This window comes from Thioclava sp. JM3 (assembly GCF_002213185.1).
In the GTDB taxonomy this organism is placed as follows: domain Bacteria; phylum Pseudomonadota; class Alphaproteobacteria; order Rhodobacterales; family Rhodobacteraceae; genus Thioclava; species Thioclava nitratireducens.
This window is the reverse complement of the sequence record NZ_NBOB01000007.1, coordinates 226468-253463: the sequence shown is the minus strand read 5'-3', so window position 1 is coordinate 253463 and position 26996 is coordinate 226468. Positions and strand designations below refer to the sequence as shown.

The window sequence follows — 26996 nt, the reverse complement described above, 5'->3', positions numbered from 1 at the left end:
TCACGTCTCGTCTTGCGGGTTCTTGGTCTCCGGCGCAATTTCTTCCTCCAGCGCACGGGCGAGCCGGAAGCCGATCCGACGCGGCGCCTCGTCCTCGGCGGGTTTCGGTTGCGCGATCAGCATCACGTTGAGCTGGTTCACATGCTGGATGAGCTGCGTGCGCGCACCGTATTCGTCGGTGCCATAGAAAGTGAGGATGTCGGGATCGAAAAAACCGATCCCCTCGATCTGCAGGACGCCCGCCTCGCCGCCGGTGAGGCCAAGCACGACTTCTTCGTCTTCCTGCAGCTGCTCTTCGAAGTTCTGGATATAGAGCAACACTCGCTCATAGGCCCATTGCGCCGGGCTCTTGTCCTCGGGCCGCGCCCGAGCCAGTTCGGGCGGAAGCGGTTTGACCTCGGCGGTCTTCGGCGCGTTCTCCGAGGTATGCACCACCTTTGCATTCGGAAGGGCAGCTTCCTCATGGGCTTCGGCGGTGGTGCGTATTTCGGTCATTTCAGGCTCCAGAGCCAGGCGCCGTCCTCTCGCAAGGTGCGGCTCACCTCCCCTTTGTGCCAAAGATGGTTGAGATGCGCCATCGCCTCGACCATCGCGAGCCCATGGGTACTCTCGTCGATCTGGCGCTTAAACAGCGGCGGGAAGCAATCGCAAGCGGTGCGCGGGGTGTCGAGATGCTTGCGCAGACGTTTCAGCGCGCCCTCGTGGTTCTCGATCATCTGACGCAGCCGCAGCGGCAGCCCGGTGAAAGGCAGCTTGTGGCCGGGCAGCACGAGATGGCGGTTCTCCGCGATCTCGGCAAACCGCGCGCAGGAGGTAAGCCAGTCCGCCAGCGGATCGGCCTCGGGTTCGGTCGCGTAAACACCGAGATTGGCCGAGATCGAGGGTAGGAGCTGATCGCCGCCCAGAACTAGATCGTCGTCCAAACTCCACAGCGTCGCGTGTTCGGGCGCGTGACCGTCGCCCATCTTCACCGACCAACGCCGCCCGCCGAGGGTGATCTCATCTCCCTCCACGATCCGGGTGAAACCGAGCGGCATCGCATGAACGCAATCGGCGAAGTTAAAGGGGCGTTCATTGGCGCGCTTGTCCAGAAGCGCCGCGTCCATCCCGGCGCGGCGGTAATAGGTCAGGGTCTCGGCCACGGGCCGATCCTGCGGATCGAGTTGCAACATCCGCGCAAACAGCCACGAGGTCCGCGTGGTTATCATCTCCGCGCCCTGCTCCTGCAGCCAGCCTGCCAGCCCGATATGATCGGGGTGGTAATGGGTCACCAGAACCCTCGTGACCGGCTTACCACCCAGCGGTCCGTCCATCGCCGCCTGCAGCGCCGCGCGACATTTGCGCGTGTCGATGCCCGGATCGACAAGCGCCCAGCTATCGCCCTCGTCCAACGCAAAGCAATTGACGTGATCGAGCGCCATGGGCAGCGGCAGCCGGATCCACATCACGCCGGGTGCGACCTCGATCGCGCCGCCCGGATCTGGCGGCTCCGCCCACGGATAGCGGATTCCGCTCGTCGAGGCGGGGGTGTCCTCGCCCCTCATGCCTCGAGATCTTCGACGCTGAGCGCGTAGAGCCCCTCGGCCCCCTCCTTCGCCTCGGCCAGCGAGGCCGCATAGGCCGGCATCAGGCGGCGGATATAGACGGCGGCCAGATGCCCGCGCGCGGAATCGCGACCCTCGGCCATGGCGGCGCGCAGGTGGTAATAGCCCCCCAGCACCCGCGCGAAGGCGTCGAGATAGGGCACGGCACCCGCGAAACGATCCTGCATGCCTTGGCGCACCATCCATTCCGTGTGCTCGCGCAATTCCTCGGCGGCCTGCCAGACGTCTTCGGCCAGCACCGGGAAATCGCCACGGGCGCCCTGCGCCTCGTCCTCGATCTCCTGCAGCAGACGGAAGGCGGCCTTGCCCTCGTCCATCATTTTGCGGCCCACGAGGTCCATCGCCTGAATGCCGTTGGTGCCTTCGTAGATCGTGGTGATCCGCACGTCGCGCAGATATTGCGCAGCGCCGGTCTCCTCGATGAAGCCCATGCCGCCATGGATCTGGATCCCGGTCGAGGCAACGCGGATGCCCATATCGGTGCCATAGGCCTTCGCGATCGGCGTCAGCAGCGCCGCGCGGGCCTGCCAGTTCGCATCGCCGGTCGCACGCCCCATGTCGATCGCCACCGCACAGGCCAGCGCAATCGACCGCGCCGCGAAGATTTCTGCCTTCATGCCCGAGAGCATCCGGCGCACATCGGCATGCTCCACGATCGGCGCGAATTGCACCCGGTCCTTCGCATAGGCCAGCGCCTGCTGATAGGCCGCTTCGGCCACGCCGATGCCCTGCGCGCCGACGTTCAGACGCGCGTTGTTCATCATCGTGAACATCGCGGCCATGCCCTTGTTCTCTTCGCCGACGAGCCAGCCAGTCGCGCCCTCGTAGCTCATCACGCAGGTCGGCGAGCCATGGATACCCAGCTTGTGCTCCAGCGAAACCACTTTCAGCGAGTTCGCCACGCCCGGCTTGCCATCGGCATCCGGGATCAGCTTCGGCACCATGAACAGGCTGATGCCCTTCGTGCCGGGCGCCGCATCGGGCAGGCGCGCCAGCACGAGGTGGCAGGTATTCTCGACGCAATCATTGTCGCCCCAGGTGATGTAGATCTTCTGGCCCGAGATCGCATAGGTGCCGTCGTCATTCGGCACCGCCTTGGTCTTGAGCGCCCCCACGTCGGAGCCTGCCCCCGGCTCGGTCAGGTTCATCGTGCCCGACCATTCGCCCGAGATCAGCTTGGGCAGATACAGCGCCTTGATCTCGTCGGAGGCGTGATGCTCCAGCGCCTCGATCTGGCCCTGTGTCAGCAGCGGGCTGAGCTGCAGCGCGAGGTTCGCGCCCGATAGCATGTCGTTGAAGCCGACGTTGAGCGCCTGCGGCAGGCCCATCCCGCCATGTTCCGGGGTCGCCGCGATGCCAATCCAGCCGCCTTCTGCAAGCGCCGCGAAGGCCTCCTTGAACCCGGGCGACGAGCGCAGAACGCCGTTCTCCAGTTTCGCGGGCGTCAGGTCGCCGTCGCGATTGGTCGGCGCGATCACCTCGTCGCAGAGCTTGCCGCCTTCGGTGAGGATCGCCTCGACCATATCAGGGGTCGCCTCGGCGAACATCTCGGTGGCGGCGACGGGCGCAAGCGGCACGACGTGATCGAGGATGAAACGAATGTCGGTGACGGGGGAACGATAAGTCATGGGTCTCCTCCGGGCAGCTTGGCAATTGCCGCGCGCGCGTCTATGTCCTGTCGGGTTGCCATCACCCTACCGCAAGGGCAGCCCCCTTCAACTCCAACGCTGCGTCACGACTGCATGAGCCAAGACACGAAACTCCTTTCCGCCGATGCCGAGGGCTACGCACAGGCAGCCGCTCTGCTGCGCGCGGGCGAGCTGGTCGCGATGCCGACCGAGACGGTCTACGGGCTTGCAGGCGATGCGCGCAACGACCGCGCGGTGGCGGCCATCTTCGCGGCGAAGGGACGTCCGAAATTCAATCCGCTGATCGTGCATCTGCCTTCGATCGAGGCGGCGGAAGAGATCGCCGTGGTCTCTGACGATGCACGCCAGATCGCCGCGCGCTACTGGCCGGGACCGCTGACGCTGGTGCTGCCGCTGCGCCCCGATGCCGGGCTTTCCGATCTGGTGACCGCCGGGCATGACACGGTCGCGATCCGCCTGCCCGCGCATCCGGTCGCCCGCGCGCTGCTGACGGAATTCGGCGGGCCGCTCGCCGCGCCCTCTGCGAACCCCTCCGGCAAGATCAGCCCGACCACAGCGCAGCATGTGATTGACGGGCTGGACGGCAAGATCGCGGCGGTGATCGATGGCGGGCCCTGCGTGGTCGGGGTGGAATCCACCATTCTCGCGCTCGATCCGCCCGCGCTGCTGCGCCCCGGCGGGGTCGCTGCGGAAGAGATCGAGGCACTGATCGGCCAGCCACTGCCCACCGGCGGTGACGCATCCAAACCAAATGCACCGGGGCAGCTCAAATCGCATTACGCGCCGGGCGCGGCCGTGCTGCTGGACGTGACCGCCCCGCGCCCCGACGCGGTCTGGATCGGCTTCGGCGGCGATTGCCCGACCGCCGATCTGAACCTGTCGCCTTCAGGCGATCTGACCGAAGCCGCCGCAAATCTTTTCGCTATGCTGCGCAAAGGCGATGCGCTGGCGAAGACGCGCGGCCTCGACACGCTCGCCTTCGCCCCGGTCCCGGAAACCGGCCTCGGTCGCGCGATCAACGACCGCCTGCGCCGCGCGGCGGCGCCGCGCGACTGATTGCGTCTTCGTGTTGGCTTAAATATCCCGGGGGTGAGGCGCGGACGCGCCGAGAGGGCGGAGCCCCGTTCAGCCCTCAGGCATGCCCCGCTGCAGCCGAAAGCGTCCTCGGGTCAATCCCCATGCCTTCCAGCGCGCGCACCCATTTCGTCTCGTGATCGCTATCGAGCGCGAGATCGGCATCGCTGTCGGCGGTGAGCCAGCCATTGTCGAGGATTTCTTCTTCAAGCTGCCCCGGCCCCCAGCCCGCATACCCCAGCGCCATCAGCGCCTGGTTCGGGCCGCGCCCCCGCGCGATGTCTTCGAGAATGTCGCGCGTGCCGGTCATGCGCAGGCGATCGGTGACCTCCATCTGGCCCTCGCCGGTCGTCCAGTCGGGCGAATGCAGCACGAAGCCGCGCCCGGTCTCGACCGGGCCACCGAACAGGATCGGCTGATCGAGGCGGATATCCGCGCCGGGCCGGTCGATATCGAGGCTTTCGAGAAGGTCCGAGAAGGCCGGCGACGGCAAGGGCTTGTTGATGATCAAGCCCATCGCACCCTCATCGGAATGGGCGCATACGGCGATCACCGAATGCTCGAATCGCGGATCGCCCATGCCGGGCATCGCGATCAGAAACTTGCCTGTCAGGTCCATCTCGATCCCCTTCGCAAAATGCATCCCGTCTCTATTCAAGGTGGCGCGGGGAAGACGTCGATTCAAGCCGGACGCAGGAATTGTTTGGTATTGTGACGCGCCTGGACAAAATGTTGCACGCTTCTGTCGCGTTTGTGACTTCTGAACGTGCAGGGAAGCGACTAGGTAAAAGATATGACACGTTTGTTACCAGTGATGGGAATTCTGCTCGGTTGTTGCCCGCTTGGCGTGGCGGCGCAGGAAGCTGTTGCGCAGATCGCAGCGCAGGAGCAGGTCGCGCCGCAGGAGGCATCAATGCCCGCACTGCCGACGCCCCCGGGGCTGGAACAGGCGCGGCTGCGCGCAGGCGGAAAAGGCGCGAATGGCGCCCGTATGGCGGCGCTGGAGATCGCGCTCGCTCCCGGTTGGAAGACCTATTGGCGCTCGCCGGGCGATGCAGGCATCCCGCCGCATATTCAGTTCACCGGGTCGAGCAATCTCGCCTCCGCCGTAGTCCACTGGCCCGCACCGGAAGTGTTCCTGTCCTCCGGGATGCGCACCGTCGGCTATCACGACGGCGTCGTGCTGCCGATCTCGGTGACGCCGAAAGACCCGGACAAGCCGGTGCAGTTGAAAGTCGATGTGATGATCGGGATCTGCGAGAATATCTGCGTGCCGGTCAGCCTGCAGCTGGAAACGGAGGTCACCGCCGACGGCACCACCGATCCGAAGATTCAGGCGGCGCTTGCACGCGAACCACGCCAGATCGACCCGCCGACGCGCTGCGAGACGGAGCCGAAGAAGGACGGGGTGCGACTCACGGCGCGGATCGACCTGCCGCCCGCTATCGGCAAGGAAAATACTCTTCTGGAACTGGCCTCGCGCCCGGTCTGGGTGTCCGAGGCCGACAGCCACCGCGAGGGCGACACCCTCGTGACGAGCGCCGACTTCGTGCCGCCCGACGCGAAGCCCTTCGACCTCGATCCGAGCGATCTACGCATCACCGTGCTCTCCGATCGCGGCGCGGTCGAAATCATGGGCTGCACCGAGTAATCCCCCCTTCAGGCGTCGGGCTTCTCAGACTTCGGGCGGCGGCCTGTGGCGGATATGGCCGCGCAAAAGCCGCGGCGCGATCAGCCCCGCCCCCATCGCCACCATCGCCGCGATCAGCGCGAAGCCTCCGAAGGCGGGCATCAGCGCCTCCCCCTCCCACATCGCGCGGCCCAGCGTGAGCGCGAAGCCCACCGCCATCAGCGCCGCAACCCCGGCCAGAACGCCGCGCAGCCGTACGACCCGCACGCCGTGACGCACCGCCTGCACCTGCCGCCCGAAATCGAGCTGCACCGCCAGCACCGCGGGCACGACCAGCAACACGATCACCATCCCGAAGCCCAGACCGTAGACCAACGTGATGACAGTGGATTTCAGGAACAGCGCCGAGCTCGACTGTTCGTAAAGTAGCGGCGCGAGGCCCAGAACCGTCGTCAGCGTCGTCAGCAGCACCGGGCGCAGACGATCCGAGACCGCGTCGACGATCGCGGGCACCATGCCGCGTCGTTCGGCATATTCGTCCACCGTTGAGATCAACACGATCGCGTCGTTGATGATAATCCCCACCATGCCGATTCCGCCTACAACGGCGAACATCGACATCGGCAGGTTCCAGATGTAGTGACCCCAGATCGCGCCGACCGCGCCGAAGGGGATCACCGACATAACCACGATCGGCCGGGTCCAGCTCGCGAAGATCCACGCCAGCACGATGTAGATGCCGATCAGGCACATGATCAGGCCCATCATGGCGTCGCTCAGGAAGTCGCGCTCCTGCTCGGCCTGCCCGGTGAGCGTATAGGCCACGCCGCGCTCCTCGGCGATGCGGGGCAGGATGTCGCCGCTGATCCGCGCCATGATCTCGTTGGCCCGCGCCGGGTCGTCCTCGGAGACATCGCCGGTGACAGAGACCTGCCGCACGCCATCCTCGCGCCGGATCGTCGAGAAGCCCGTCTGGCTGCGCACCGAGACGATATCGGCCAGCGGCACCCATTCGCCGCCCGGTGCGCGCAACTGCATCCGGTCGATGAAATCGGCAGCAAGTTCCTGCTCGGGAAGCTCCACCCGGATCGTGGCCGAGCGCACCCCGTCGGGGAAGCTCGCAGCCTCGGTGCCGTTCAGGCGCGCGCGCAATTCTCGGCTCAGCGTCGCGATATCGAAGCCCAGCGCCTCGCCCTGCGGGGTGAGATCAAGGATCAACTCCTGCTTGTCATAGGCGAGGTTGTCCTCCACCGCCGAGACTTCGGGGAATTGCGCAAGCTGCGTCTTCAGGTCTTCGGCGGCCTCCTTCAGGATGCGCGTCTCGCTACCCGAGAACTGGACCGCGATACCGTCCCCTGCCCCGCCGGAGCGGAAACGGCGGAAGCTGATCTCCTCGACCAGCGGCATGCGCGGCGTTTCGGCCTGCAGTCGCGAGACGAAGTCGAAGCTGGAATAGGGCCGGTAATCGGGGTCGATCACCTCGATGGAGATCGAGCCGAGAAGATCGGCATCCTTGGTATCGGCAGAGGCCAACCCGCGCCCCGACGCGCCACCGATCTGTCCCAGCGCGTATTCGACCGGGTTCACCCCGTACTCATCCTCGAACTCCTTCGCGACCTTGGTGACGGTCGCCTGCATCGCGCGCATCATCTCTTCGGTGTCGGCCCGCGTCGCGCCCTCGACCATCGAGAAGGCGCCGTTCACCGTCGATTGTTCCGGCGGGTTGAAGAAGCGCCACTGAACCTTGCCCGACATCACGAAGCTGACCTGCCACAGCAGAAGCGCAATCGCCGCCGCGATCACCGGGTAGCGCCCGATGACGATGAGGCGGGTCAACGGCTTCATCACCACGCGGCGGAACCAGTCGAGCCCGCGGTTCGCCTGCCGCGAAGGCCAGTCGTACCATTTGCCCTCGGAGGTGTGGCGCAGCGCGTGGCTCATATGGTTGGGCAGGATCACGAAGCACTCGATCAACGAGGCAGCAAGCACCGCGATCACCGTGTAGGGAATATCGACGATCATATTACCCATGCGCCCGCCGATCACGGTCAGCCCGGCGAAGGCGATCACCGTGGTCAAGGTCGAGGCGAAGACCGGGGCGGCCATGCGCCGCGCGCCATTCTCGGCGGCGAGCGTGGGATGCTCTCCCAGATGGCGGGCGCGGAAATCGGCATGCTCGCCCACCACGATCGCATCGTCGACGACAATCCCCAGCGTCAGGATGAGCGCAAAGATCGAGATCATGTTGAGCGTCATCCCGGTGAAATACATCACCGCCAGAGCCGCAGCCATCGAGGTCGGGATCCCCATCGCCACCCAGAAGGCCGTGCGCGCGTTGAGGAACAGGAACAGCAGCACCAGCACGAGGCCCAGCCCCAGTACCCCGTTGCCCACCAGCAGATCGAGGCGCTGCGTGATCGCGTCGGAGCGCGTGCGCACCAGATCCATCGAGGTGCCCACCGGCAGCGTCGGCTGCATCTGGTCGATCACGCCTTCGACCTTGCGCTGGATCGCGATCGCATCGCCAGCCGCAGAGCGCGCGACATTGATCACCACTGCCGGATTGTCGCCGACGAAATAGGCCTGATTGCGGTCCCCGCCCTCGACCCGGATATTTGCGACGTCGCCCACGGTCAGCTGCGAACCGTCCGGTTCGGTGCGGATCACGAGGTTCTCGATTTCGGGGGCGGAGCGGCGCTCTTCGCCCGTGCGTACCCGCGTGGCACCGCCCGCCACTTCGCCCGCCGGATCGGTATTCGCCTCGGCGGAGATCACATCGATGATCTGCGTCAGCGTCACGTCATGGGCCATCATCGACACGGTCGGCACTTCGACCACCGTCTCGGGCGCAGCGATCCCGGCGAGCGAGGTGCGCGTGACGCCCTGCTGGTAGAGCCGCACGACCGCCTCGTCGCCCAGCCGGCCCAACTGCTCGGGGGAGAGCGGCCCGGTGATCACCATGTCGGTCACCGTTTCGCGCCAGACGCCGCGTGCGACTTCCGGGTCTTCGGCCCCCTCGGGCAGATCGCCTGCCGAGGCCAACGCGTTCTCGACATCGTTCACCGCGCGGGACATGTCCCAGCCGGGTTCGAAATCGAGACTGATCCGCGCCGAGCCTTCCGAGGCTCGGCTGTCCGAGGCTTCCACCCCCTCGACCGAGATCAGTGACGGCTCCAGCACCTGAACGATCGCCCGGTCGACCTCCTCCGCGCCAGCGCCGTCCCATTTCACCGAGACGGTGATCGATTCCTCGACCGAGTCCGGGAAGAACTGCGCGCGCATCCGCGGCAGGGCAACGAGCCCCGCGCAGATCATCACGACCAGCACGATATTCGCCAGCGTCGCGTGGCGGGTGAAGAGGCCGATCAGCCCGCGGGCGGGCGGCAATTCGCGCGGATCGAGGTCGGAGCGCATCTCAGCCTCCGATCCGGGATTCGAGCTTCTCGACGGTGGCGACGGGCACCTCGTCCTGCTTCAGCTCGGCAAGGAACCGCTGCTTGGCAGTATCAGGCATAACTTTGTTGGTTTCGACGAAGCTTACCAGCTTGGCGCGGCGCTCGGGATCGAGATTGATCGTCTCCGGTCCGGCGGCCGCCTGCGACTGACTGGGGCGCATCGGACGCAGCTTGATTCCACGGCCCAGAAGCGGCGTGCGCTCGGCGACGATCTCGGTGCCGGGCGCGAATTCGGCGCGGATGATGACGGCGTCGCCCTGCCGGCGCAGCACGGTGACATCGGCGGTTTCCAGACGGTCTTCCGGGCCGAGCACGAGAACCGTGCCATCCGCATCGACCGCCGCGGCGGGAATCTCGGCGACATTCTCGAGCGCGGGCTCCTCCAGACGGACGGTCACGAAATCGCCCGGACGCAGATTGCCCAGACCGTCGGTGACACGCGCGAACAGCAGGCGCCCCGTCACCCCGTCATCGACCGCCGCCGACACGCGCGAAAGCTCTGCCTTGGCGGTCAGCGTCTCCTCGCCCGCGACCAGCTCCACCCCCACGGGAAGATCGCGCAGCGCGCCCCGCGCGTCGATCAGGCGCGCAAACTGCGCGGTGGAGACGCGGAAGGCGATTTCCAGCGCGTTGGGGTCGATCAGCTTGCCCAGCATCTCGTTATTCGACACCAGCCCACCCGAGACCGCGTTCACCTCGGCCAGTCGCCCGGAAAATTCAGCGCGAATCTCGGTATCGGCCAGTTTCCGGTCGGCTTCGGTCAGGCCGATCTTGGCGCGGGTCAGCGAGGTGCGCGCGGTATCGAGCTGCGCCTGCGCAGTCGACAATGCCGAGCGGCGGTTCAACACCGCCTGATCGGCCGCCGAGGCCGCCAGTTCCGAAGTCTCCAGATTGGCAGCAGAGCCGACGCCCCGCTCCGAGAGCGAGCGCTGCCGGTCGAGCGCCTTGAGCCGCAGATCGGCTTGCCGCTGCGCCGCCGTGACGTCGTCCCTCGCGATGGTCAAAGCGCGCTCGGCCTGCGCAAGCGCGGCTTCGGCCTCGGCCACGGTCGCAGCCGCGCTGTCGCGTGCCGCCTGCGCCTCCGCCGGGTCCAGCTTGACCAGAAGCTCGCCCTTCTCAACCTCCGCACCATCCTCGAAATCGGGGGCAAGCTCGACGATCGTGCCTGCCGTCGAGGCGCGCAGTTCCAGCTCGCGGGTCGAGCGCACCTCGCCATAGGCGGTCAGCACGGGCGACATCGTCTTGAAGGTGACCGGGATCACATTGGCAGCAAAAATCCTTTCGCGCGCGGTAGGGGCACGCCCGCTCTCGGCATTGCGGGACTTCATCGCCTGAAAGATCGAGAAGCCGCCCATCGCCAGCAGGCCGACGGTCAGCGCCAGAAGAAACAGCCCCATCAAGGAGCGGGTGAGAAAGCGCATGGCATCTCCGATCAGTCGTCAGTAGCGCGGGCGCTCGCGATTGCCCACGGTCGCGCGATTTCCATGTTACCTTGCCGAAATAGGTGCAGGGAATGGTTATCTCTACGCGTCACGGGGCCGCGTCCGTCACTTTTTCACGAAAACGCGACCGTTTGGCGCGGTTTACGCCTGATCGAGACGGGCGCGGATTTGCAGCAGATCCGCCCATGCCTCGCGCTTCGCCGCCGGATTGCGCAGCAGGTAGGCCGGGTGGGTCATCGGCAGCGCAGGCCGCCCGAAGGCCTCGGCCCATGTGCCCCGCAGCCGCAGAATGCCGCGTTTGCCCAGCGCCGCCGCACAGGACGCATTGCCCATCAGAACGATCAGGTCAGGATCGGCCAGATCGACATGGCGGGCGAGGAATGGCAGCATCTGCGCGATCTCGGCAGGCGCGGGGTCGCGATTGCCCGGCGGACGCCAAGGCAGGACATTGGTAATATAGAGCGCCGCCTCGGCATCGGGCGATTGCCGCGAGAGACCGATCGCGCCGAACATCTTGTCGAGCAGTTGACCGGCGCGGCCTACGAAGGGCAGGCCCTTCTGGTCCTCTTCGCGCCCCGGCGCCTCGCCGATGATCATCACCCGCGCGGCAGGCTTGCCATCGGCAAAGACCGTATTGCGCGCGCCGAGCTTCAGATCACACATCTCATAGGCGTCGATTGCGGCCCGCAGAGCTTCGAGCGTCTCGGCCTTGCCCGCTGCATCACGCGCGACCACGACCGGATCGGGGCCCTCGATCTTTGCCATCTGCGCCACCGGCGGCAAATCCCGGTCCGCCACGGGCGCAGCCTCGGGCGCCTTCGCCTTGGCCTGCGCGGATTTATCGGGCAGCGCATAGCAGTCGACCGGCGTGTCACCGATGACGGTGTCGACGCCCATTTCCAGCTGCCATTCGAGGGCGGCCAGAGCTGCGTGATAGTCGATTTCCGGGGTCGGCTGAGTCTCCATTGCGCGACCCTACCCCATGGGCGCTGCGACGGTAAAGCGGCTGGACGCCCGCCCCCCCGTTTGCCATAAGCGTCGCAGTCTAACCGGAGCATCGCGCAATGGCTTTTCGCCCAAGGCACCTGCTGGGGATCGAACATCTGAGCCCCGAGGATATCCTCACCGTTCTCGACCTCGCCGAACAATATGTGGATCTGAACCGTCGCACGGTGAAAAAGACCGACGCGTTGGCCGGGATGACCGCGATCAACATGTTCTTCGAGAATTCGACGCGGACCCAATCAAGTTTCGAGCTTGCGGGCAAGCGGCTCGGAGCGGACGTGATGAACATGTCGATGCAGACCTCCTCGGTGAAGAAGGGCGAAACCCTGATCGACACCGCGCTGACGCTGAACGCGATGCATCCCGATCTGCTGGTGGTGCGGCACGGCTCGTCCGGCGCGGTCGATCTGTTGGCGCAGAAGGTCGAATGCGCGGTGATCAATGCGGGCGACGGCAAGCATGAACACCCCACGCAGGCGCTTCTCGACGCGCTGACGATCCGGCGCGAGAAGGGCCGGATCAAGCGCCTCACGGTCGCGATCTGCGGCGATGTCGCTCATAGCCGGGTGGCGCGCTCCAACCTGATCCTGCTGGGCAAGATGGAGAACCGCGTACGCCTCGTGGCGCCGCCGACGCTGATGCCCTCGGGCGTGGGCGAATTCGGCTGCGAAGTCTATCACGACATGCGCGAAGGCCTGCGCGACGCCGATGTGGTGATGATGCTGCGGCTTCAGAAAGAGCGGATGGATGGCGGCTTCATCCCGTCGGAGCGCGAATATTTCCACCGTTACGGGCTGGATGCCGAGAAGCTCGCCTATGCCAAGGAAGACGCGATCGTCATGCATCCGGGCCCGATGAACCGCGGCGTGGAGATCGACGGCACCATCGCCGACGACATCAACCGCTCGGTCATTCAGGAACAGGTCGAGATGGGCGTGGCGGTGCGCATGGCGGTGATGGACCTCTTGGCGCGCAACCTGCGGGCAGAGCGCGGGCGCGCTTTGACGGAGGGTACCTATGTCTGAGATCAAGCGCGACGAGGTTCTCAACTACCGCCCCGGCCCCGAAAGCGAATTGCCGCTGGAAGAGGGCGAGAAAGTTCTGGCCGTCTTCACGGCGGACAAGAAACGCTACTGGACCGACCATGCGGTTCTGGCGGTGATCGGTGCGGTGCTGGTCTCGGCGGTGCTGTTCTGGCTCGGCAAACCCGATCAGGTGGTGATCGCGAGCTTCGCCATCGTGGTCGGCATGGCTGCCCGCGGGCTCTATTTCCGCTCGGAGGCCTTCGCGCGGCGCTGGCAATTGACCGACCGCCGCCTGATCGGACCACAGGGCAAACAGGTGATGCTGCTGCAGATTGACGCGGTGCGCTCGCTGATGGGCGACGTGCAGGTCGTGACGAAAAGCGGCGACAAGCATCTGATCCGCCACCTCGCCGATGCAGGCCCGGTGGTGCGCGAAATCGAGAGCGCGCGGGCCGCGCGCAAACTGGTGGCGAAGTGAGGCACGAAGCATGACCCTTTTCCTCGAAAACGCCCGCCTGATCGACCCCGAGGCACTGACCGAAACTACCGGAAACGTGGTGATCGACGGCGACCGGATCGCGGCGATCGGCGACATGTCCGCGCCCGCCGATGCCGAGGTGATCGATTGCCGCGGCAAATGCCTCGCGCCGGGGATCGTCGATCTGGGGGTGAAGATCGGTGAGCCGGGCGAGCGCCACATGGAAAGCTTCCGCACGGCGGCGCTGGCCGCCGCAGCCGGGGGCGTGACCACCATCATCGCCCGTCCCGACACGCAGCCCGCCATCGACAATCCCGAGACGCTGGAATTCGTCACCCGCCGTGCAGCGGATGCGCCGGTGCGTATCCTCCATATGGCGGCGCTGACCAAGGGCCGCGACGGGCAGGAAATGACCGAGATCGGCTTTCTGAAAGATGCCGGCGCGGTGGCTTTCACCGATGTTACGCGCGTCTCGGATCAGACCAAGGTGCTGCAACGCGCCTTCACCTATGCGGCCCACCTGGGGGCTCTGGTGATCGGCCATCCGCAGGAACCGGTCCTGTCGAAAGGAGCGGCCGTCACCTCGGGCAAATTCGCCTCACTGCGCGGTCTTCCCGGCGTGTCCCCGATGGCCGAGCGGATGGGGCTCGACCGCGATCTTGCGCTGGTGGAGATGACGGGCCTCGCCTATCACGCCGACCAGATCACCACCGCGAAGGCCCTGCCCGCGCTGAGCCGTGCGAAGGCGGCGGGGCTTGATGTCACCGCCGGGGTCTCGATCCACCACCTGACGCTGAACGCGCTCGACGTGGGCGATTACCGAACCTTTTTCAAACTGACGCCGCCGCTGCGCGACGAGGAAGACCGGCTCGCGGTGATCGAGGCGGTGGCGGACGGAACGATCGACGTGATCTGCTCGCTCCACACGCCCGCCGACGAGGAATCCAAGCGCCTGCCCTTCGAGGAAGCGGCCTCTGGCGCGGTCGGGCTAGAGACGATCCTGCCCGCTGCGATGCGCCTGTATCATGCCGGTCAGCTGACCCTGCCGCAGCTCTTCCGGGCGATGTCGCTGAACCCGGCAAAGCGGCTCGGACTGCCGCAGGGGCGGCTTTCCGAGGGAGCTCCGGCAGACCTCGTGCTCTTCGATCCGGACGCGCCGTTCGTGCTCGACAGGTTTAAATTGCGCTCAAAATCGAAGAATACCCCCTTCGATACTGCTCGAATGGAAGGCAAAACGCTTGCCACATTCGTCGCAGGGGTGCAGGTTTATAACAACAATAACGACTCATAAATGAGGCGAGGGCAGGCACATGCCGGGAATTGAGAACGGGTCCGCATGGCTCGGGCTGGTGGCTGCACTGGGCTACCTGCTCGGATCCGTGCCCTTTGGGCTCGTTATCACCAAGCTTTTCAAACTGGGCGACCTGCGCAAGATCGGCTCCGGGAATATCGGCGCGACGAACGTCCTGCGCACCGGAAGCAAGAGCGCGGCGCTCGCGACCCTGCTCCTCGACAGCGGCAAAGGCGCGATCGCGGTTCTCATCGCGCGCTATGTGCTGGGAGAAACCGCCGCACAGGTGGCGGGCGCTGCGGCCTTCATCGGTCATATCTACCCGGTCTGGCTGCGCTTTCAGGGCGGCAAAGGGGTCGCGACCTTCCTCGGCACGATGATCGCGCTGGCCTGGCCTGTGGGTCTCGCGACATGCGCCGTCTGGCTGGTGACCGCGGTGGTAACGCGGATTTCCTCGCTCGCAGCACTTGTTTCGGCGGCGGCGACGGTACCGTTGGCCTATTTCCTCGGCTATCGCGAATTGATGATGCTGGCGGCGGGCCTGTCGGTGCTGATCTTCTGGCGCCACCGCACCAATATCGCACGCCTTGCAATGGGCACGGAGCCGAAGATCGGCAAGAAGACCTGAGCCACCTCAGACGTGCTGGCCCGCGTTCACCTCGATCTCGGTGCCGGTGACGTAGCTCGACGCGTCCGAGCACAGAAACCAGATCACATCCGCCACTTCCGACGGTTGGCCGAGCCTGCGCAACGGCAGGTTCTCGACGATCTTCTCGGTGCCGGGGCTGAGGATCGAGGTTTCGATCTCGCCCGGCGCGATCGCGTTCACGCGCACGCCGAGCGGCCCGAAATCATGCGCCATTTCGCGCGTCAGCGCCTTCAGTGCCGCCTTCGACGTGGAATAGGCCGCCCCCGCGAAAGGATGCACCCGCAGCCCGGCGATGGAGGTCACGTTGACCACAGCCCCCTGCGCCGCCGACAGTTCCTCGACCAACCCGCGCGCAAGCACGATGGAGGCGAAGAAATTGACGTGGAACACCTGCCCCCAGGTACGCAGATCGGTGTCGAGCGTATTGAGCCGCTCGCCCTCGGGCCCTTTGGGCGAAATCCCGGCATTGTTCACCAAGGCATGCAGCCGCCCGTCGATCCGGCTGCGAATATCTGCGATCGCGTCGATCACCTCGTCGGGCTTCGAGAGATCGACCTGAATGTGGTCTTCGCGGCCGCCGCCCCACGGGCATTGCTCGGGAAACGGTTGGCGCGAACAGGTAATCACGCGCCACCCCTCGGCTGCGAAACGTTTCACCGTGGCGTGGCCGATCCCGCGGCTCGCCCCTGTCAGCAGCATTACTTTGCGATCGTCCATCACTCGAACTCCCCGTCAGCGCGTTCCCGACCCTAGTCGGTTTTGGTCCGAGCGCAACGGCCCCGATTGCACCCTTCCAAACCCGGCGCGAACGGTCTAGCAAGATGGGATCACCCTGCCCGAGGACCAGCCAGATGAGAAAGCAGACCATGGATCGTGACTGGATTGCCACCGCCCGCACCCTCTCCGAAGCCCTGCCCTACCTGCAACGCTATTCCGGCGCCGTGGTCGTGGTGAAATTCGGCGGAAACGCGATGGGCGACGAAGAGGCGATGGCCGATTTCGCCCGCGATATCGTGCTGATGCGCCAGGTCGGCATCTTCCCGGTCGTGGTGCATGGCGGCGGGCCGATGATCAACGAGATGCTGGGCAAGCTCGGCATCGAGAGCCAGTGGGTCCGCGGCAAGCGCGTCACCGACAAGGCGACCGTCGAGGTGGTCGAGATGATCCTCTCGGGCCTCGTCAACAAGCGCATCGTGCAGGCGATCAACGATCAGGGCGGTCGTGCGGTCGGTATCTCGGGCAAGGACGACGACCTGATGGTCTGCGAGGCGGACGACCCGGAACTCGGTTTCGTCGGTCGTCCGGTCGAGATGAACGTGCAGGTGATCCGCGACCTCTACAACGCGGGCATGATCCCGGTGATCGCCCCGGTCGCGACCGGTATGGCCGATAACGAGACATTCAATGTCAATGGCGACACTGCGGCTGGCGCCATCGCGGGCGCGCTGCGCGCCGATCGCCTGCTCCTGCTGACCGACGTAGCGGGCGTCAAGAACAAGGCCGGCGAAGTGGTGACGCAGCTGACGCCGGAAGACGTCACAGCGATGATCGCCGATGGCACCATCGCGGGCGGCATGATCCCCAAGGTCGAGACCGCGCTGAAAGCGGTCGAAGAGGGCGTGCGCGCGGTTGTCATCGTCGACGGGCGCGTGGCCAATGCCTGCCTGCTGGAACTGTTCACCGAACATGGGGCGGGCTCGATGATCCGCTCGACCGAGCCGCGCGTGAAACCGCGCGGTGAGTGAGACGCCGCCGGTGACTTTTCCGGCGATCGAGCCGCTCGCGGAGGCGCTCGCCCCGCATCGGCTGTTCGTATCGGGGCTGCTGCATGAGGGCAGCGAGACGATCGCGCTGATCTCCCCCGACGAGCCGGGGTTTTGGGCGCATGTCACCGCTCAGCCGGAATTCGCCGAGGACGTTCTCGATCCTCTGGATCGCTGGTCGGCACGGGTGATCGGCGCCATCGCACGGCAATTTGAAGCCCGCGCGCTTTTCCCCTTCACCGGTCCGCCCTGGCAGCCATTCGTAAGCTGGGCCTTGAAAAGCGGACAGAGCTTCGCCTCGCCGGTCCACCTGATGTGCCATATGCATATGGGCCTCTGGGCCTCGGTACGGGGCGCGCTGGCCCTGCCCGGCTTGCTTCCGCTGCCCGCAGCCGCAGCCAATCCCTGCCTCGGTTGCCCCGCGCCCTGCGCCACCGCCTGCCCGGTCGACGCGCTCACGGCGGACGGTTACGACACGGCAAGCTGTCACGCGCATCTCGACCGCCCCGAGGGTGCGACCTGTCGCGATCTCGGCTGCCTTGCAAGACGCGCTTGCCCGGCAGGTGAAAGCTATGGCAGGCTGCCCCAGCAATCCGCATGGCATATGAGGCAGTTTCACCCATGACCCCGCTCGGCTATCGCCGCCTGATCCTGACCCGTCATGCGAAATCCAGCTGGGATGACCCGGCGATGGAGGATCGTGACCGCCCGCTGAATGGGCGTGGCCGAGCCGCCGCGCTGGAACTCGGCGATTTCCTCGCCTCGCGCGGGTTGGAGCCGGAAGAGGTGCTCTGCTCCTCGGCCACCCGCACCCGCGAGACGTGGGACCGGGTCGAACGCGCGGTGATCGAGACGCGGCCGCAGGTGAGCTATGTCGAAGACCTCTACCACGCCGCCCCCGAGATGATGCTGCAGGTCCTGCGCACCGCCTCCGCGCCGACGGTGATGATGCTGGGCCACAACCCGGGCATCGCGGAATTCGCCCATCGCCTGCCCGCGCGCGCCCTGCACGACCCCGATTTCCGCCGCTTCCCCACCTGTGCCACGCTGATCATCGATTTCCAGATCGAAAGCTGGGACGAGGTGCAGCCGGGACAGGGATCGGTGCTCGATTTCTTCACGCCGACCCGGCGCGGCTGATCGCGGCATTTCTCTCCCATGATCGTGACGTCGGGACACGGTTTTCTGTGGCCAGTCGCGCGCCGGTGCCCTATCTCTCGGGCGTAATCATCACAGGAGGGTTTCCATGTCCGCTCAAACGCCGAAACGCATCGCCGTCACCGGGGCTGCCGGTCAGATCTGCTACGCGCTGCTGTTTCGCATCGCCAAGGGGGATGTCTACGGTCCCGATCAACCGGTGATCTTGCAGCTTCTCGACCTGCCGCAGGCGCTCGACGCGGTGCGCGGCGTCGTGATGGAACTGGAAGACTGCGCTTTCCCGCTGCTCGCAGGGACAGTCGTGACCGATGACCCGGTGACCGCCTTCACCGATATCGATGCCGCGTTCTTCGTGGGCTCGCGCCCCCGCACCAAAGGCATGGAGCGCCGCGACCTGCTGTCGGCCAATGCCGAGATCTTCCGCGTGCAGGGTGAAGCGCTCGACAAGGCTGCCAAGCGCGACGCGAAATGCGTGGTCGTCGGCAATCCGGCCAACACCAACGCGATGATCCTCGCGGCCAACGCGCCGAACTTCCCCACCGAGAACATCACGGCGATGATCCGGCTCGACCATAACCGCGCGCTGACCCAGTTCGCGTCGAAAGCCGATCTGCATGTCGACGACATCGAGCGCTTCGTGGTCTGGGGCAACCACTCGCCCACCATGTTCGCCGATTGGACCGAAGCCGAAGCGAAGGGCCGCAAGCTTTCCGAGATTATCGGCGACGAGACCTGGTATCGCGAAACGCTGATCCCGCAGGTCGCCACCCGTGGCGCGGCGATCATTGAAGCGCGCGGCGCCTCCTCAGCCGCGTCCGCCGCGAATGCCGCGATCGATCACATGCATGACTGGATCCACGGCACCGATGGTAAATGGGTGTCGATGGCCGTGCCGTCGACCGGCCTCTACGGCATCCCCGAGGGGCTGATGGTCGGTCTGCCGGTGATCTGCAAGGATGGCCATTACGAGCGCGTCGAAGGGCTCGAGTTCAACGACTTCCAGAAAGAGATGATGGCACGCACCGTCGGCGAACTGGAAGAAGAGCGCGAAGCGGTTTCCGACCTGCTTTAAATCAGACCCGAATATAGAACAGGGGCGGCACGATTATTCGCGCCGCCCCTCTCTTAATTCTTCGCCTTGGCGGAAATATCCCATGGGGGTCTGGGGGTATGAAACCCCCAGCCTCTGCCCGCAGCCTTGGCTCAGTGCCCGAGGATCTGGCTCAGGAACTGCTGAGTCCGCTCGGATTTCGGGTTGTTGAAGAAGTCATGCGGGTTGTTCTGCTCGACGATCTGACCGTCGGCCATGAAGATCACCCGGTTCGCCACCGCCTGCGCGAAGCCCATCTCGTGGGTCACGCAGAGCATGGTCATCCCCTCTTCGGCCAGCTCGATCATCGTATCGAGCACTTCCTTGATCATCTCCGGATCGAGTGCCGAGGTCGGTTCGTCGAAGAGCATGATGCGCGGCTTCATGCACAGCGAACGCGCGATCGCCACACGCTGCTGCTGGCCGCCCGAGAGCTGGCCAGGATACTTGTCGGCCTGCTCGGGGATTTTCACCTTCTCGAGGTAATGCATCGCCGTCGCTTCGGCTTCCTTCTTGGGCGTCTTGCGCACCCAGATCGGGGCCAGCGTCAGGTTCTCGAGGATCGTGAGATGCGGGAACAGGTTGAAGTGCTGGAACACCATGCCGACTTCCCGGCGGATCTTGTCGATGTTCTTCAGGTCGTTGGTCAGTTCGATTCCGTCGACGATGATCTTGCCCTGCTGGTGCTCCTCGAGCCGGTTGATGCAGCGGATCAGCGTCGATTTCCCCGAGCCGGAGGGCCCGGCGATGACGATGCGCTCGCCGCGCTGCACGGTCAGATCGATGTCGCGCAGCACGTGAAACTGGCCATACCACTTGTTCATGTTCTCGATCTGGATCGCAACCTCGTCGGAGACCTGCATGTGGCTGCGGTCGACCTGACGTTCGAAATGCGGTTCGGTCATTGTGTCTAGTCCCCGATTAATGGTTATCACGCTGCAGTCGACGCTCGAGAGACATCGAGTAGCGCGACATTGCGAAGTTCAGGATAAAGAAGATGGCGCCGACGAAGATGAAGGGCTCCCAGTAGATGCCTTTCCAGTTGAAGTCGGCGCGGATGAAGTCCGGGATGCCCTTGAGCGGGTCGAAGAGACCCACGAACACGACCAGCGTCGTATCCTTGAACATGCCGATGAAGGTCGAGACGATGCCCGGGATCGAGATCTTCAGCGCCTGCGGCAGGATGATCAGCCGCTGCGCCTTCCAGTAGTCGAGCCCCAGCGCATCCGCCGCTTCGTATTGGCCCCGCGGAAGCGCCGCGAGACCGCCGCGGATCACCTCGGCGATATAGGCCGCGGCGAAGAAGGTCACGAGGATCATCACCCGCAGGATGATGTCGAAATTCGTGCCCGGCGGCAGGAAGTAGTTCAGCAGCAGCGAGGCTACGAACAGCAGCGTGATCAGCGGCACGCCGCGGATGAACTCGATGAAGATCACCGAGAAGGCCTTGACCAGCGGCATGTCCGACTGACGCCCGAGTGCAAGGATGATCCCCAGCGGCAGCGACATCATAATGCCGCCTACGCCCAGCGTGATCGCCAGCAGGAAGCCCCCGAACTTGGCGGATTCCACCGGCTCGATTCCCCAGGGGAGGATCGCCTGCAGACCGCCGATCAGCGGGCCCACCACGAAGAGGAAATAGAGGATCGTCACGAAAGCACCGACCGAGAAGGCCGCGATGGAGCCGATGCGCGACGCGAGCAGCATCAAGATCGCCCCGCCCAGCAAGAAACCCGCGAACACCATGACCGGGGCCCAGCCGGTGCCGCCCCAGAGCAGCCAGACGGCGAGGAACGGGTAGACCGGCGTGAACCACGCCAGCGCACGCGGCACCCAGGTGAAGAGAAGCGGGCCGACCGCCACGAAGAGCAGCAGGAAGGCGAGAATCGGACGCCAGTAGAGCTCCGGCGGGTAGAAACCGAAGATGAACTGGTGCCACCGCTCGCGGATCACCGCCCAGCAGGCGCCGGTTGCGCCTTCGCCGTAACGGTCGGTGATGATCGTGCGGCACTCCTTGATCGAGTTGGCGTCCCAGACGCCATGCAGGAACCACGGCAGGAAATGCATGACCAGCGTATAGATCACCGCCACGCCCACAAGGGTCAGCAGCGTATTCAGCCAGCCCGAGAACAGGTTCTCGCGCAGCCATTGGACCGCGCCGGACTGCCCCGCGGGGGCCGGCTGCTGCGGCAGCATCGAGTCGCGGACATAGGCGACGGAATGGGCTTCGGTATCGCTCATCTCACCGCTCCTTCAGCTTCACGCGATTGTTGTAGACGTTCATCACGCCCGAGATCGTCAGCGAGATCGCGAGGTAGATCAGCATCATCAGCGTGATCGCCTCGAGCTCGCGCCCGGTCTGGTTCAGGGTGATGCCGCCCAACGTGCCGCGCAGTTCCAGGTAGCCCACGGCGATCGCGAGCGAGGAGTTCTTCGTCAGGTTCAGATATTGCGAGATCAGCGGCGGGATGATGACCCGCAGCGCCTGCGGCAGGATCACGAGGCTCATCGTGCGATTGGCCCGCAGACCCAGCGCAAAGGCGGCCTCGGTCTGGCCTTTCGAGATGGCGAGAATACCGGCGCGGACGATCTCGGCGATGAAGGCCGCCGTATAGAGCGACAGGCCCAGCCAGAGCGCCACGAAGGAGTTCGACACGTTCGTGCCGCCGGTAAAGTTGAAGCCCTTGATCTGCGGCTCTTCGGGATTGATGCCGAGCGCGATTGCGAGGATCAGCACCGGCCCGAGAATGATGAGGATGCTCTTCCACCACGTGGTCGGCCTCTTCCCGGTCGCCTCCTGTACTTTGGCGGCATGGGTCATAAGCCGCTTGTTCACCCAGATCGAGGCGATCAGCACGATCACGAGCGCGAGGAAGTCGAGCGAGATCGGCGCGAGAGCCGTGTCGAGCGATCCAAGCGAGCGGTCGAAATGCACCGCGGGGATCGCGGTATAGCGGTTGGTGAAGGCGACGGAGTCGAGGATCATCGACGCCTGCGCCTCGCCGGTCTGCTGGTTCACCTTGTAGGCGTTGGGCGACGGGGCCACATCGGTCAGCAGCGCGATCGCCACGAGGATCCAGAGCAGCACCGGGATGTTGCGGAAGACTTCGACATAGACGGTCATCAGCCGCGCCACGAGCCAGTTCTTCGAGAGGCGCAGCACGCCCACGAAGATCCCGATGATCGTCGCCGCGACGCAGCCTAGGAAGGACACCCAGAGCGTGTTGATCAGACCGACCAGCAGCGCGCGGCCGTGGCTCATGTCGTTGTTATACGGGATGATGGCATTGCCGATATCGTAACCGGCCCTCTGCCCGAGGAAGGAGAAATTGAAATCCTTCCCGAGATCGTTGAGGTTCTGGATCACATTGTCCACCAGCCATGCCGCGCCGCCCATCACGAGGATGAAGACGACCACCTGGATCGTCAGGGAGCGATAACGCGTGTCATAGATAAGCTGGCTGAGCCGGAAGCCCTGCTCCGGCGCGTCGGGCGCGCTTGTCATTCTTATTTCCCCTGTTGCCGCGTCGCTGTTTTTGTAAGGCCATTCTTACGGGCCCTTGCGGGGATGTCTCCCCTACGCACGGTCTCTTGAAAACGGATCAGGGGCGCGGATTGAACCGCGCCCCTGCCGGGCCCTCCTTAGCGGAAAGGAGGAGCGTACATCAGACCGCCCTGGGTCCATTGTGCGTTCAGGCCACGGGCCAGACCGATCGGGGTCTGCTCGCCGATGGTCGCTGCGAAGATCTCGCCGTAGTTGCCGTTGGCCTTGATGGCGTTGACGGCCCAAGTCTTGTCGAGGCCGATCATCGCGCCGAGGTCACCCTCGGTGCCGAGCAGGCGGTTGACTTCCGGGTTGTCGGTGCCCTTGGCCAGCTCGTCGATATTGGCCGAGGTCACGCCGTATTCTTCGGCCGCGATCAGCGCGAAGACGGTCCAGCGGACGATGTCGGTCCACTGATCGTCGCCCTGACGGACGGCGGGAGCCAGCGGCTCTTTCGAGATGATTTCCGGCAGGATCACGTAATCCGACGGGTTCGCGAAAGCGGCGCGGGTGGCAGCGAGGCCGGACGCGTCGGTGGTGTAGGCGTCACAAGCGCCAGCGAGGAACTGTTGTTCGCCTTCGGCATTCGAATCAACCGTGATCGGCTGATAGGACATGTTGTTGGCCTTGAAGTAGTCGGCAAGGTTCAGCTCGGTCGTGGTGCCGGTCTGGATACAGATCGACGCGCCGTCGAGTTCCTTGGCCGAGGTCACGCCCGAGTCCTTGCGCACCATGAAGCCCTGACCGTCGTAGTAGTTGGTCGCGGTGAACTGGAGCTTGAGGTCGGTGTCGCGCGAGAAGGTCCAGGTGGTGTTACGTGCCAGCAGGTCCACTTCGCCCGAACCGAGCGCGGTGAAGCGCGTCTGGCCCGAGGTGGGAACATACTTAACCTTCGAGGGGTCGCCCAGCACAGCGGCGGCGACGGCCTGGCAGACCGCGACGTCGAAGCCGGACCAGTTACCGTTGGCATCCGGCGCGGCGAAGCCGACGAGACCGGTGTTCACGCCGCAGATCAGCTCTCCGCGCGATTTCACGTCATCGAGCGTGGCCGCGCCAGCCAGACCGGCAGTCAGCGTCGCAGCCGTCAGCGCGCCGAAAAAGACGGATTTCTTCATTTTTACCTCTTCCTGTTGTCGCCGCTCTGACAGAGCGGTTCTTGGTCCCTCACGGACCTGGTCGATCGTGTCCCATGACACGGAGTAACGAAAGTTTGGTCCATCCGATCAAAGAAGGTCAAGGCTAGTTTCCGGATTTCGTGAGGGTAGCTGCGCAAATCATCGGCAAGTGATGATGCTTTTGGCAGGTCCGTAAGCGGCGTAAGAATCCCGGGCGGTCACCTTTCGGCGAGCGACCAGATTCGAGCCGCGTCACACAGCGCCTCGCGCTTGTGTGCGGCGATCTCGGCCGCCTCTTCGTCCTCCCCCCATTGCGCGATCTGCCAATCCTCGTCGAGCCGCGAGAGCGCCCACGCCTCTTCCGCCGAGAGCCGACCGCGGGCTACCGCCAGCCCCAGAACGAGCGAGCCGGTGATGCCCACGAGATCGTGGAGCGCCGCGAGCGCGAACGGATCGAGGGCTGCGACTTCCGCTTCCAGCCGAGCCAGATGGTCCGCAGGCTGATCGACCGGCAGGATACCCGTCGTGACCTTGAGCGCTGCGCCATAGGTCTGCGCGGCCCACTCCAACAACGGATCCCATTTCTCTGCCTGAAGATCGACCAGCTCCGCCGGCGCCTCGGCGCGGTAGCACAGAAGATCGGTGCCGCCGAATTCGCAGACATGGGCGACCACCTCCGAATGCTGGCGCGCGACCTTGTCGATCGCGGCGTTGGCCGAACGGGTGACCGGCATCTTGTGGGGCTGGATCGCGCCCTCTTGCGCGTCCCATTCGGCGGCGATCGCCTCGGCATAGGCACGGGTCGGCACGGTCAGCGCGGCTTTCGCCGGCGTCTTCACCGCACGCCCGTCAAGCGCCACGCCGAAGCCTTCCGGACGCTCGGTGACGGTGGTTTCTTTCCAGAACCGTTTCGCCGCCCATTCGCTCATGCGCTCATCTCCCACAGGTCCAGAAGTGTCGTTTCCAGCGAGTCGAAATCATCGACCATCCAATGCGCGCCCGCCGCTTCTAGCAGCTGTGGCGCATGGTAACCCCAGCGCACGCCGATCGTCGCGACGCCCGCGCTGCGGCCCATCGCCATGTCGAAGCTAGTATCGCCGATCATCACCGCGTCGCGTGCGTCCACGCCGGTCTCGCTCAGCGCCGCGCCGATCATCGACGGGTGCGGCTTGGAGGGGTGATCGTCCGCCGTCTGCAGGCTGACGAACAGCCCTTCCAGCCCGTGATGCTCGATCAGCGCGCGCAACCCGCGGCGGGATTTCCCGGTGGCGACCGCCAGCAGCATGTCATCGCGCGCGGCGAGCTTGCGCAGGAGCGCCTCCGCCCCGGGATAGAGCGGTGCGGGAGAGGCGGCGCGGGTGGTCATGTAACTTTGCTTGTAGCCCTCGACGATGCGCGCCTGCGTCTCGGCATCGTGCTCGGGCGCGAGCCGTGCCACCGCGAGCGGCAGCGACAGGCCCACGATCTGGAGCACTTCGGACGCGGTCGGCGCGGGAAGGCCCGCCGCCTCGAACCCGAGCGTCATCGCGTGGGTGATATGATTCTGGCTGTCCGAGATCGTGCCGTCGACGTCGAAGATCGCAAGTTTCATGCCAGATCCTCGAACGGGTCGGCGGGCACGTCTTTCTCGTGCCAGTCCAGCAGGTCCCATGTCCGTTTCATATGTTCGGGCAGCGGCGCGGTCAGGGTGATCCGCTTGCCGCTGATCGGATGATCGAAGCTGATCTGGCGCGCGTGCAAATGCAGCTTGCGGGAGATTTCTCCTCCCAGCTGCGCGCCCCAGCCATCGCCGAGATTCTCCTGACCCGAGCCGCCGTATTTGCCGTCACCGATGATCGGGTTGCCGATCTCGGCCATATGTGCGCGCAGCTGGTGGGTGCGCCCGGTGATCGGCACCAGCGCGACCCAGCTGACCCGCTGCCCGAGGATGTGCAGCGTGAAATAATCGGTAGTCGCGCGCTTGGCGCCCTCGGTCTTGTCGACCTTCGCGGGATGCACGCAGATCATCTTCTCGCCCTCGCCACCTCGGCCATGACCCGGCGCCTTCACGAGGCCGAAGCGGATCGTTCCGGTCTTCGGTTCGGGTGCGCCTGCGACGGCCGCCCAATAGATCTTGCGGGTGGTCTTACCGCGGAACGCCTCTGACAGGCGGCGCGCGACGCGGTCGGTGCGCGCGAGCAGCAGAACGCCGGAGGTGTCCTTGTCCAAGCGATGCACCAGCTTCGGCTTGTCCTTGTAGCCGAATTTCAGCGCCTCGCTCAGCCCGTCGACATGACGGTTGCCCTGCCCCGAGCCGCCCTGCGAGGGCAGCCCCGGCGGTTTGTTGAGCGCGATGATGTGTTCATCCTTCCACAGCACGCAGCTCTGGATGAATTTCGCATCCGCCTCCGAGATGCCCTCGGTCTTCGGCGCGGGCGCGGAATCGGGGATCGGCGGCACGCGGATTTCCTGCCCCGGCGCGACGCGCGAATTGGCCTTTACCCGGCCCTTGTCCACGCGCAGGTCGCCCTTGCGGCAAAACTTCTCGATCATGCCTTGGGACAGATGCGGAAACCGCTTTTTCAGGAACCGGTCGAGGCGCTGTTCGCCCTCTTCCTCGGTGACGGTGATATGCTGGACGCCGCTCATAGCATGGCCCTCATAAGTAGAATGCCCGCGACGAGGCCTAGAAGCCCCGCGCCGACCGACAGTCCGATATAGCTGACTGCCAATGTGACGTCGCCCTTCTCGATCAAGCGATAGGCTTCGAGCGAGAAGGAGGAGAAGGTCGTAAAGCCCCCGAGGAAGCCGGTCGCTAGGAAGGCGTTCCAATGGGTCAGCTGCTTGTCACCAAGGAATACCACGAGCGCGCCCATCAGGAACGAGCCGAGGATGTTCACCGTGATCACGCCCAGCGGGAAGGGCTGCGGGCCGAAGCTGCGCATCACCCCGACGCCCACGAGGTACCGCCCCGATGCGCCCATCGCGCCGCCAAGCGCGACCTGCAAGATCGTAGAAAGCATCGCTGTCTCCTTTGGCGCCGTA

The 26996-nt window shown here is 65.1% G+C and carries 26 protein-coding genes; 10 read left to right on the top strand and 16 right to left on the bottom strand.

The features are described from left to right. The 3 genes from B6V73_RS15165 to B6V73_RS15155 are packed head-to-tail and all read right to left on the bottom strand — an operon-like array spanning window position 1 to window position 3232. Window positions 1–495, bottom strand: a complete 495-nt coding sequence (locus B6V73_RS15165) for a DUF6173 family protein (RefSeq protein ID WP_075775974.1) — start codon at window positions 493–495, stop codon at window positions 1–3. Continuing rightward, on the bottom strand, window positions 492–1544 hold the full coding sequence (locus tag B6V73_RS15160; RefSeq protein WP_088725643.1) for an MBL fold metallo-hydrolase: 1053 nt from the start codon (window positions 1542–1544) through the stop codon (window positions 492–494). The genes B6V73_RS15165 and B6V73_RS15160 overlap by 4 nt, the downstream gene beginning before the upstream one ends. Further along, window positions 1541–3232 carry an acyl-CoA dehydrogenase gene (locus tag B6V73_RS15155; protein ID WP_075775972.1) on the bottom strand — a complete coding sequence of 564 codons (1692 nt, stop codon included), beginning with the start codon at window positions 3230–3232 and terminating at the stop codon, window positions 1541–1543. Before B6V73_RS15155 ends, B6V73_RS15160 begins: the two co-directional genes overlap by 4 nt. Window positions 3233–3346: 114 nt before the next feature. Here B6V73_RS15155 and B6V73_RS15150 point away from each other — a divergent pair, with 114 nt between their 5' ends. Continuing rightward, a complete protein-coding gene (locus tag B6V73_RS15150; RefSeq protein ID WP_088722971.1) occupies window positions 3347–4309 on the top strand; it encodes an L-threonylcarbamoyladenylate synthase in 963 nt (320 codons plus the stop codon). A 76-nt stretch (window positions 4310–4385) separates the two neighbouring features. On the opposite strand, the gene B6V73_RS15145 is transcribed toward B6V73_RS15150, so the two are convergent. Further along, a complete protein-coding gene (locus B6V73_RS15145) occupies window positions 4386–4946 on the bottom strand; it encodes a YqgE/AlgH family protein (RefSeq protein ID WP_075776024.1) in 561 nt (186 codons plus the stop codon). 174 nt (window positions 4947–5120) lie between these two features. Between B6V73_RS15145 and B6V73_RS15140 the strand changes: the two genes are divergently transcribed. Continuing rightward, window positions 5121–5978 (top strand): protein-disulfide reductase DsbD domain-containing protein, encoded by an 858-nt coding sequence (locus B6V73_RS15140; protein ID WP_088725642.1) that lies wholly within the window; start codon window positions 5121–5123, stop codon window positions 5976–5978. A 24-nt stretch (window positions 5979–6002) separates the two neighbouring features. On the opposite strand, the gene B6V73_RS15135 is transcribed toward B6V73_RS15140, so the two are convergent. From B6V73_RS15135 to B6V73_RS15125, 3 genes are all read right to left on the bottom strand, one after another. Then, window positions 6003–9371, bottom strand: a complete 3369-nt coding sequence (locus tag B6V73_RS15135) for an efflux RND transporter permease subunit (RefSeq protein ID WP_088725641.1) — start codon at window positions 9369–9371, stop codon at window positions 6003–6005. Between the two features lies 1 nt (window position 9372). Then, window positions 9373–10833 carry an efflux RND transporter periplasmic adaptor subunit gene (locus B6V73_RS15130; RefSeq protein ID WP_088725640.1) on the bottom strand — a complete coding sequence of 487 codons (1461 nt, stop codon included), beginning with the start codon at window positions 10831–10833 and terminating at the stop codon, window positions 9373–9375. 162 nt (window positions 10834–10995) lie between these two features. Beyond that, window positions 10996–11820 (bottom strand): uracil-DNA glycosylase, encoded by an 825-nt coding sequence (locus B6V73_RS15125; RefSeq protein WP_088725639.1) that lies wholly within the window; start codon window positions 11818–11820, stop codon window positions 10996–10998. A gap of 98 nt (window positions 11821–11918) precedes the next feature. Between B6V73_RS15125 and B6V73_RS15120 the strand changes: the two genes are divergently transcribed. The 4 genes from B6V73_RS15120 to plsY are packed head-to-tail and all read left to right on the top strand — an operon-like array spanning window position 11919 to window position 15281. Next, the gene (locus B6V73_RS15120; RefSeq protein ID WP_075775967.1) at window positions 11919–12884 is read left to right on the top strand and encodes an aspartate carbamoyltransferase catalytic subunit; all 966 of its coding nucleotides are present in this window, start codon (window positions 11919–11921) and stop codon (window positions 12882–12884) included. Then, the gene (locus B6V73_RS15115) at window positions 12877–13362 is read left to right on the top strand and encodes a hypothetical protein (protein ID WP_077701094.1); all 486 of its coding nucleotides are present in this window, start codon (window positions 12877–12879) and stop codon (window positions 13360–13362) included. The genes B6V73_RS15120 and B6V73_RS15115 overlap by 8 nt, the downstream gene beginning before the upstream one ends. 10 nt (window positions 13363–13372) lie before the next feature. After that, window positions 13373–14653, top strand: a complete 1281-nt coding sequence (pyrC, locus tag B6V73_RS15110; protein ID WP_075775966.1) for a dihydroorotase — start codon at window positions 13373–13375, stop codon at window positions 14651–14653. Window positions 14654–14672: 19 nt separating this feature from the next. Then, window positions 14673–15281 carry a glycerol-3-phosphate 1-O-acyltransferase PlsY gene (gene plsY, locus B6V73_RS15105; RefSeq protein ID WP_075775965.1) on the top strand — a complete coding sequence of 203 codons (609 nt, stop codon included), beginning with the start codon at window positions 14673–14675 and terminating at the stop codon, window positions 15279–15281. Between the two features lie 6 nt (window positions 15282–15287). Here plsY and B6V73_RS15100 read toward each other — a convergent pair whose 3' ends face one another. Then, on the bottom strand, window positions 15288–16019 hold the full coding sequence (locus tag B6V73_RS15100) for an SDR family oxidoreductase (RefSeq protein ID WP_075775964.1): 732 nt from the start codon (window positions 16017–16019) through the stop codon (window positions 15288–15290). Between the two features lie 149 nt (window positions 16020–16168). Between B6V73_RS15100 and argB the strand changes: the two genes are divergently transcribed. The 4 genes from argB (at window position 16169) to B6V73_RS15080 (ending at window position 19295) form a co-directional block, all read left to right on the top strand. After that, window positions 16169–17047, top strand: coding sequence for an acetylglutamate kinase (gene argB / locus B6V73_RS15095; protein ID WP_075775963.1), 879 nt, complete (start codon window positions 16169–16171; stop codon window positions 17045–17047). Next, window positions 17040–17690 carry a ferredoxin gene (locus B6V73_RS15090; protein ID WP_233243099.1) on the top strand — a complete coding sequence of 217 codons (651 nt, stop codon included), beginning with the start codon at window positions 17040–17042 and terminating at the stop codon, window positions 17688–17690. Before argB ends, B6V73_RS15090 begins: the two co-directional genes overlap by 8 nt. Continuing rightward, on the top strand, window positions 17687–18205 hold the full coding sequence (locus B6V73_RS15085; protein ID WP_088725638.1) for a histidine phosphatase family protein: 519 nt from the start codon (window positions 17687–17689) through the stop codon (window positions 18203–18205). Before B6V73_RS15090 ends, B6V73_RS15085 begins: the two co-directional genes overlap by 4 nt. Before the next feature lie 106 nt (window positions 18206–18311). Then, the gene (locus B6V73_RS15080) at window positions 18312–19295 is read left to right on the top strand and encodes a malate dehydrogenase (protein ID WP_075775960.1); all 984 of its coding nucleotides are present in this window, start codon (window positions 18312–18314) and stop codon (window positions 19293–19295) included. 131 nt (window positions 19296–19426) lie between these two features. On the opposite strand, the gene B6V73_RS15075 is transcribed toward B6V73_RS15080, so the two are convergent. From B6V73_RS15075 to crcB, 8 genes are all read right to left on the bottom strand, one after another. Beyond that, window positions 19427–20218 carry an amino acid ABC transporter ATP-binding protein gene (locus B6V73_RS15075; protein ID WP_075775959.1) on the bottom strand — a complete coding sequence of 264 codons (792 nt, stop codon included), beginning with the start codon at window positions 20216–20218 and terminating at the stop codon, window positions 19427–19429. A 16-nt stretch (window positions 20219–20234) separates the two neighbouring features. Continuing rightward, window positions 20235–21554: an amino acid ABC transporter permease gene (locus B6V73_RS15070; protein WP_075775958.1), complete on the bottom strand. Its 1320-nt coding sequence runs from the start codon at window positions 21552–21554 to the stop codon at window positions 20235–20237. A 1-nt stretch (window position 21555) separates the two neighbouring features. Continuing rightward, window positions 21556–22818 carry an ABC transporter permease subunit gene (locus tag B6V73_RS15065; RefSeq protein WP_075775957.1) on the bottom strand — a complete coding sequence of 421 codons (1263 nt, stop codon included), beginning with the start codon at window positions 22816–22818 and terminating at the stop codon, window positions 21556–21558. Between the two features lie 137 nt (window positions 22819–22955). Further along, window positions 22956–23972, bottom strand: a complete 1017-nt coding sequence (locus B6V73_RS15060) for an amino acid ABC transporter substrate-binding protein (protein ID WP_075775956.1) — start codon at window positions 23970–23972, stop codon at window positions 22956–22958. Window positions 23973–24190: 218 nt separating this feature from the next. Beyond that, window positions 24191–24901, bottom strand: a complete 711-nt coding sequence (locus B6V73_RS15055; RefSeq protein WP_088722965.1) for an ATP12 family protein — start codon at window positions 24899–24901, stop codon at window positions 24191–24193. Next, the gene (locus tag B6V73_RS15050; protein ID WP_088725637.1) at window positions 24898–25563 is read right to left on the bottom strand and encodes an HAD-IA family hydrolase; all 666 of its coding nucleotides are present in this window, start codon (window positions 25561–25563) and stop codon (window positions 24898–24900) included. Before B6V73_RS15050 ends, B6V73_RS15055 begins: the two co-directional genes overlap by 4 nt. Then, window positions 25560–26600, bottom strand: a complete 1041-nt coding sequence (locus B6V73_RS15045; protein WP_088720339.1) for an RluA family pseudouridine synthase — start codon at window positions 26598–26600, stop codon at window positions 25560–25562. Before B6V73_RS15045 ends, B6V73_RS15050 begins: the two co-directional genes overlap by 4 nt. Next, window positions 26597–26974: a fluoride efflux transporter CrcB gene (gene crcB, locus B6V73_RS15040; protein WP_088725636.1), complete on the bottom strand. Its 378-nt coding sequence runs from the start codon at window positions 26972–26974 to the stop codon at window positions 26597–26599. The genes B6V73_RS15045 and crcB overlap by 4 nt, the downstream gene beginning before the upstream one ends. Between the last annotated feature and the right edge of the window lie 22 nt (window positions 26975–26996).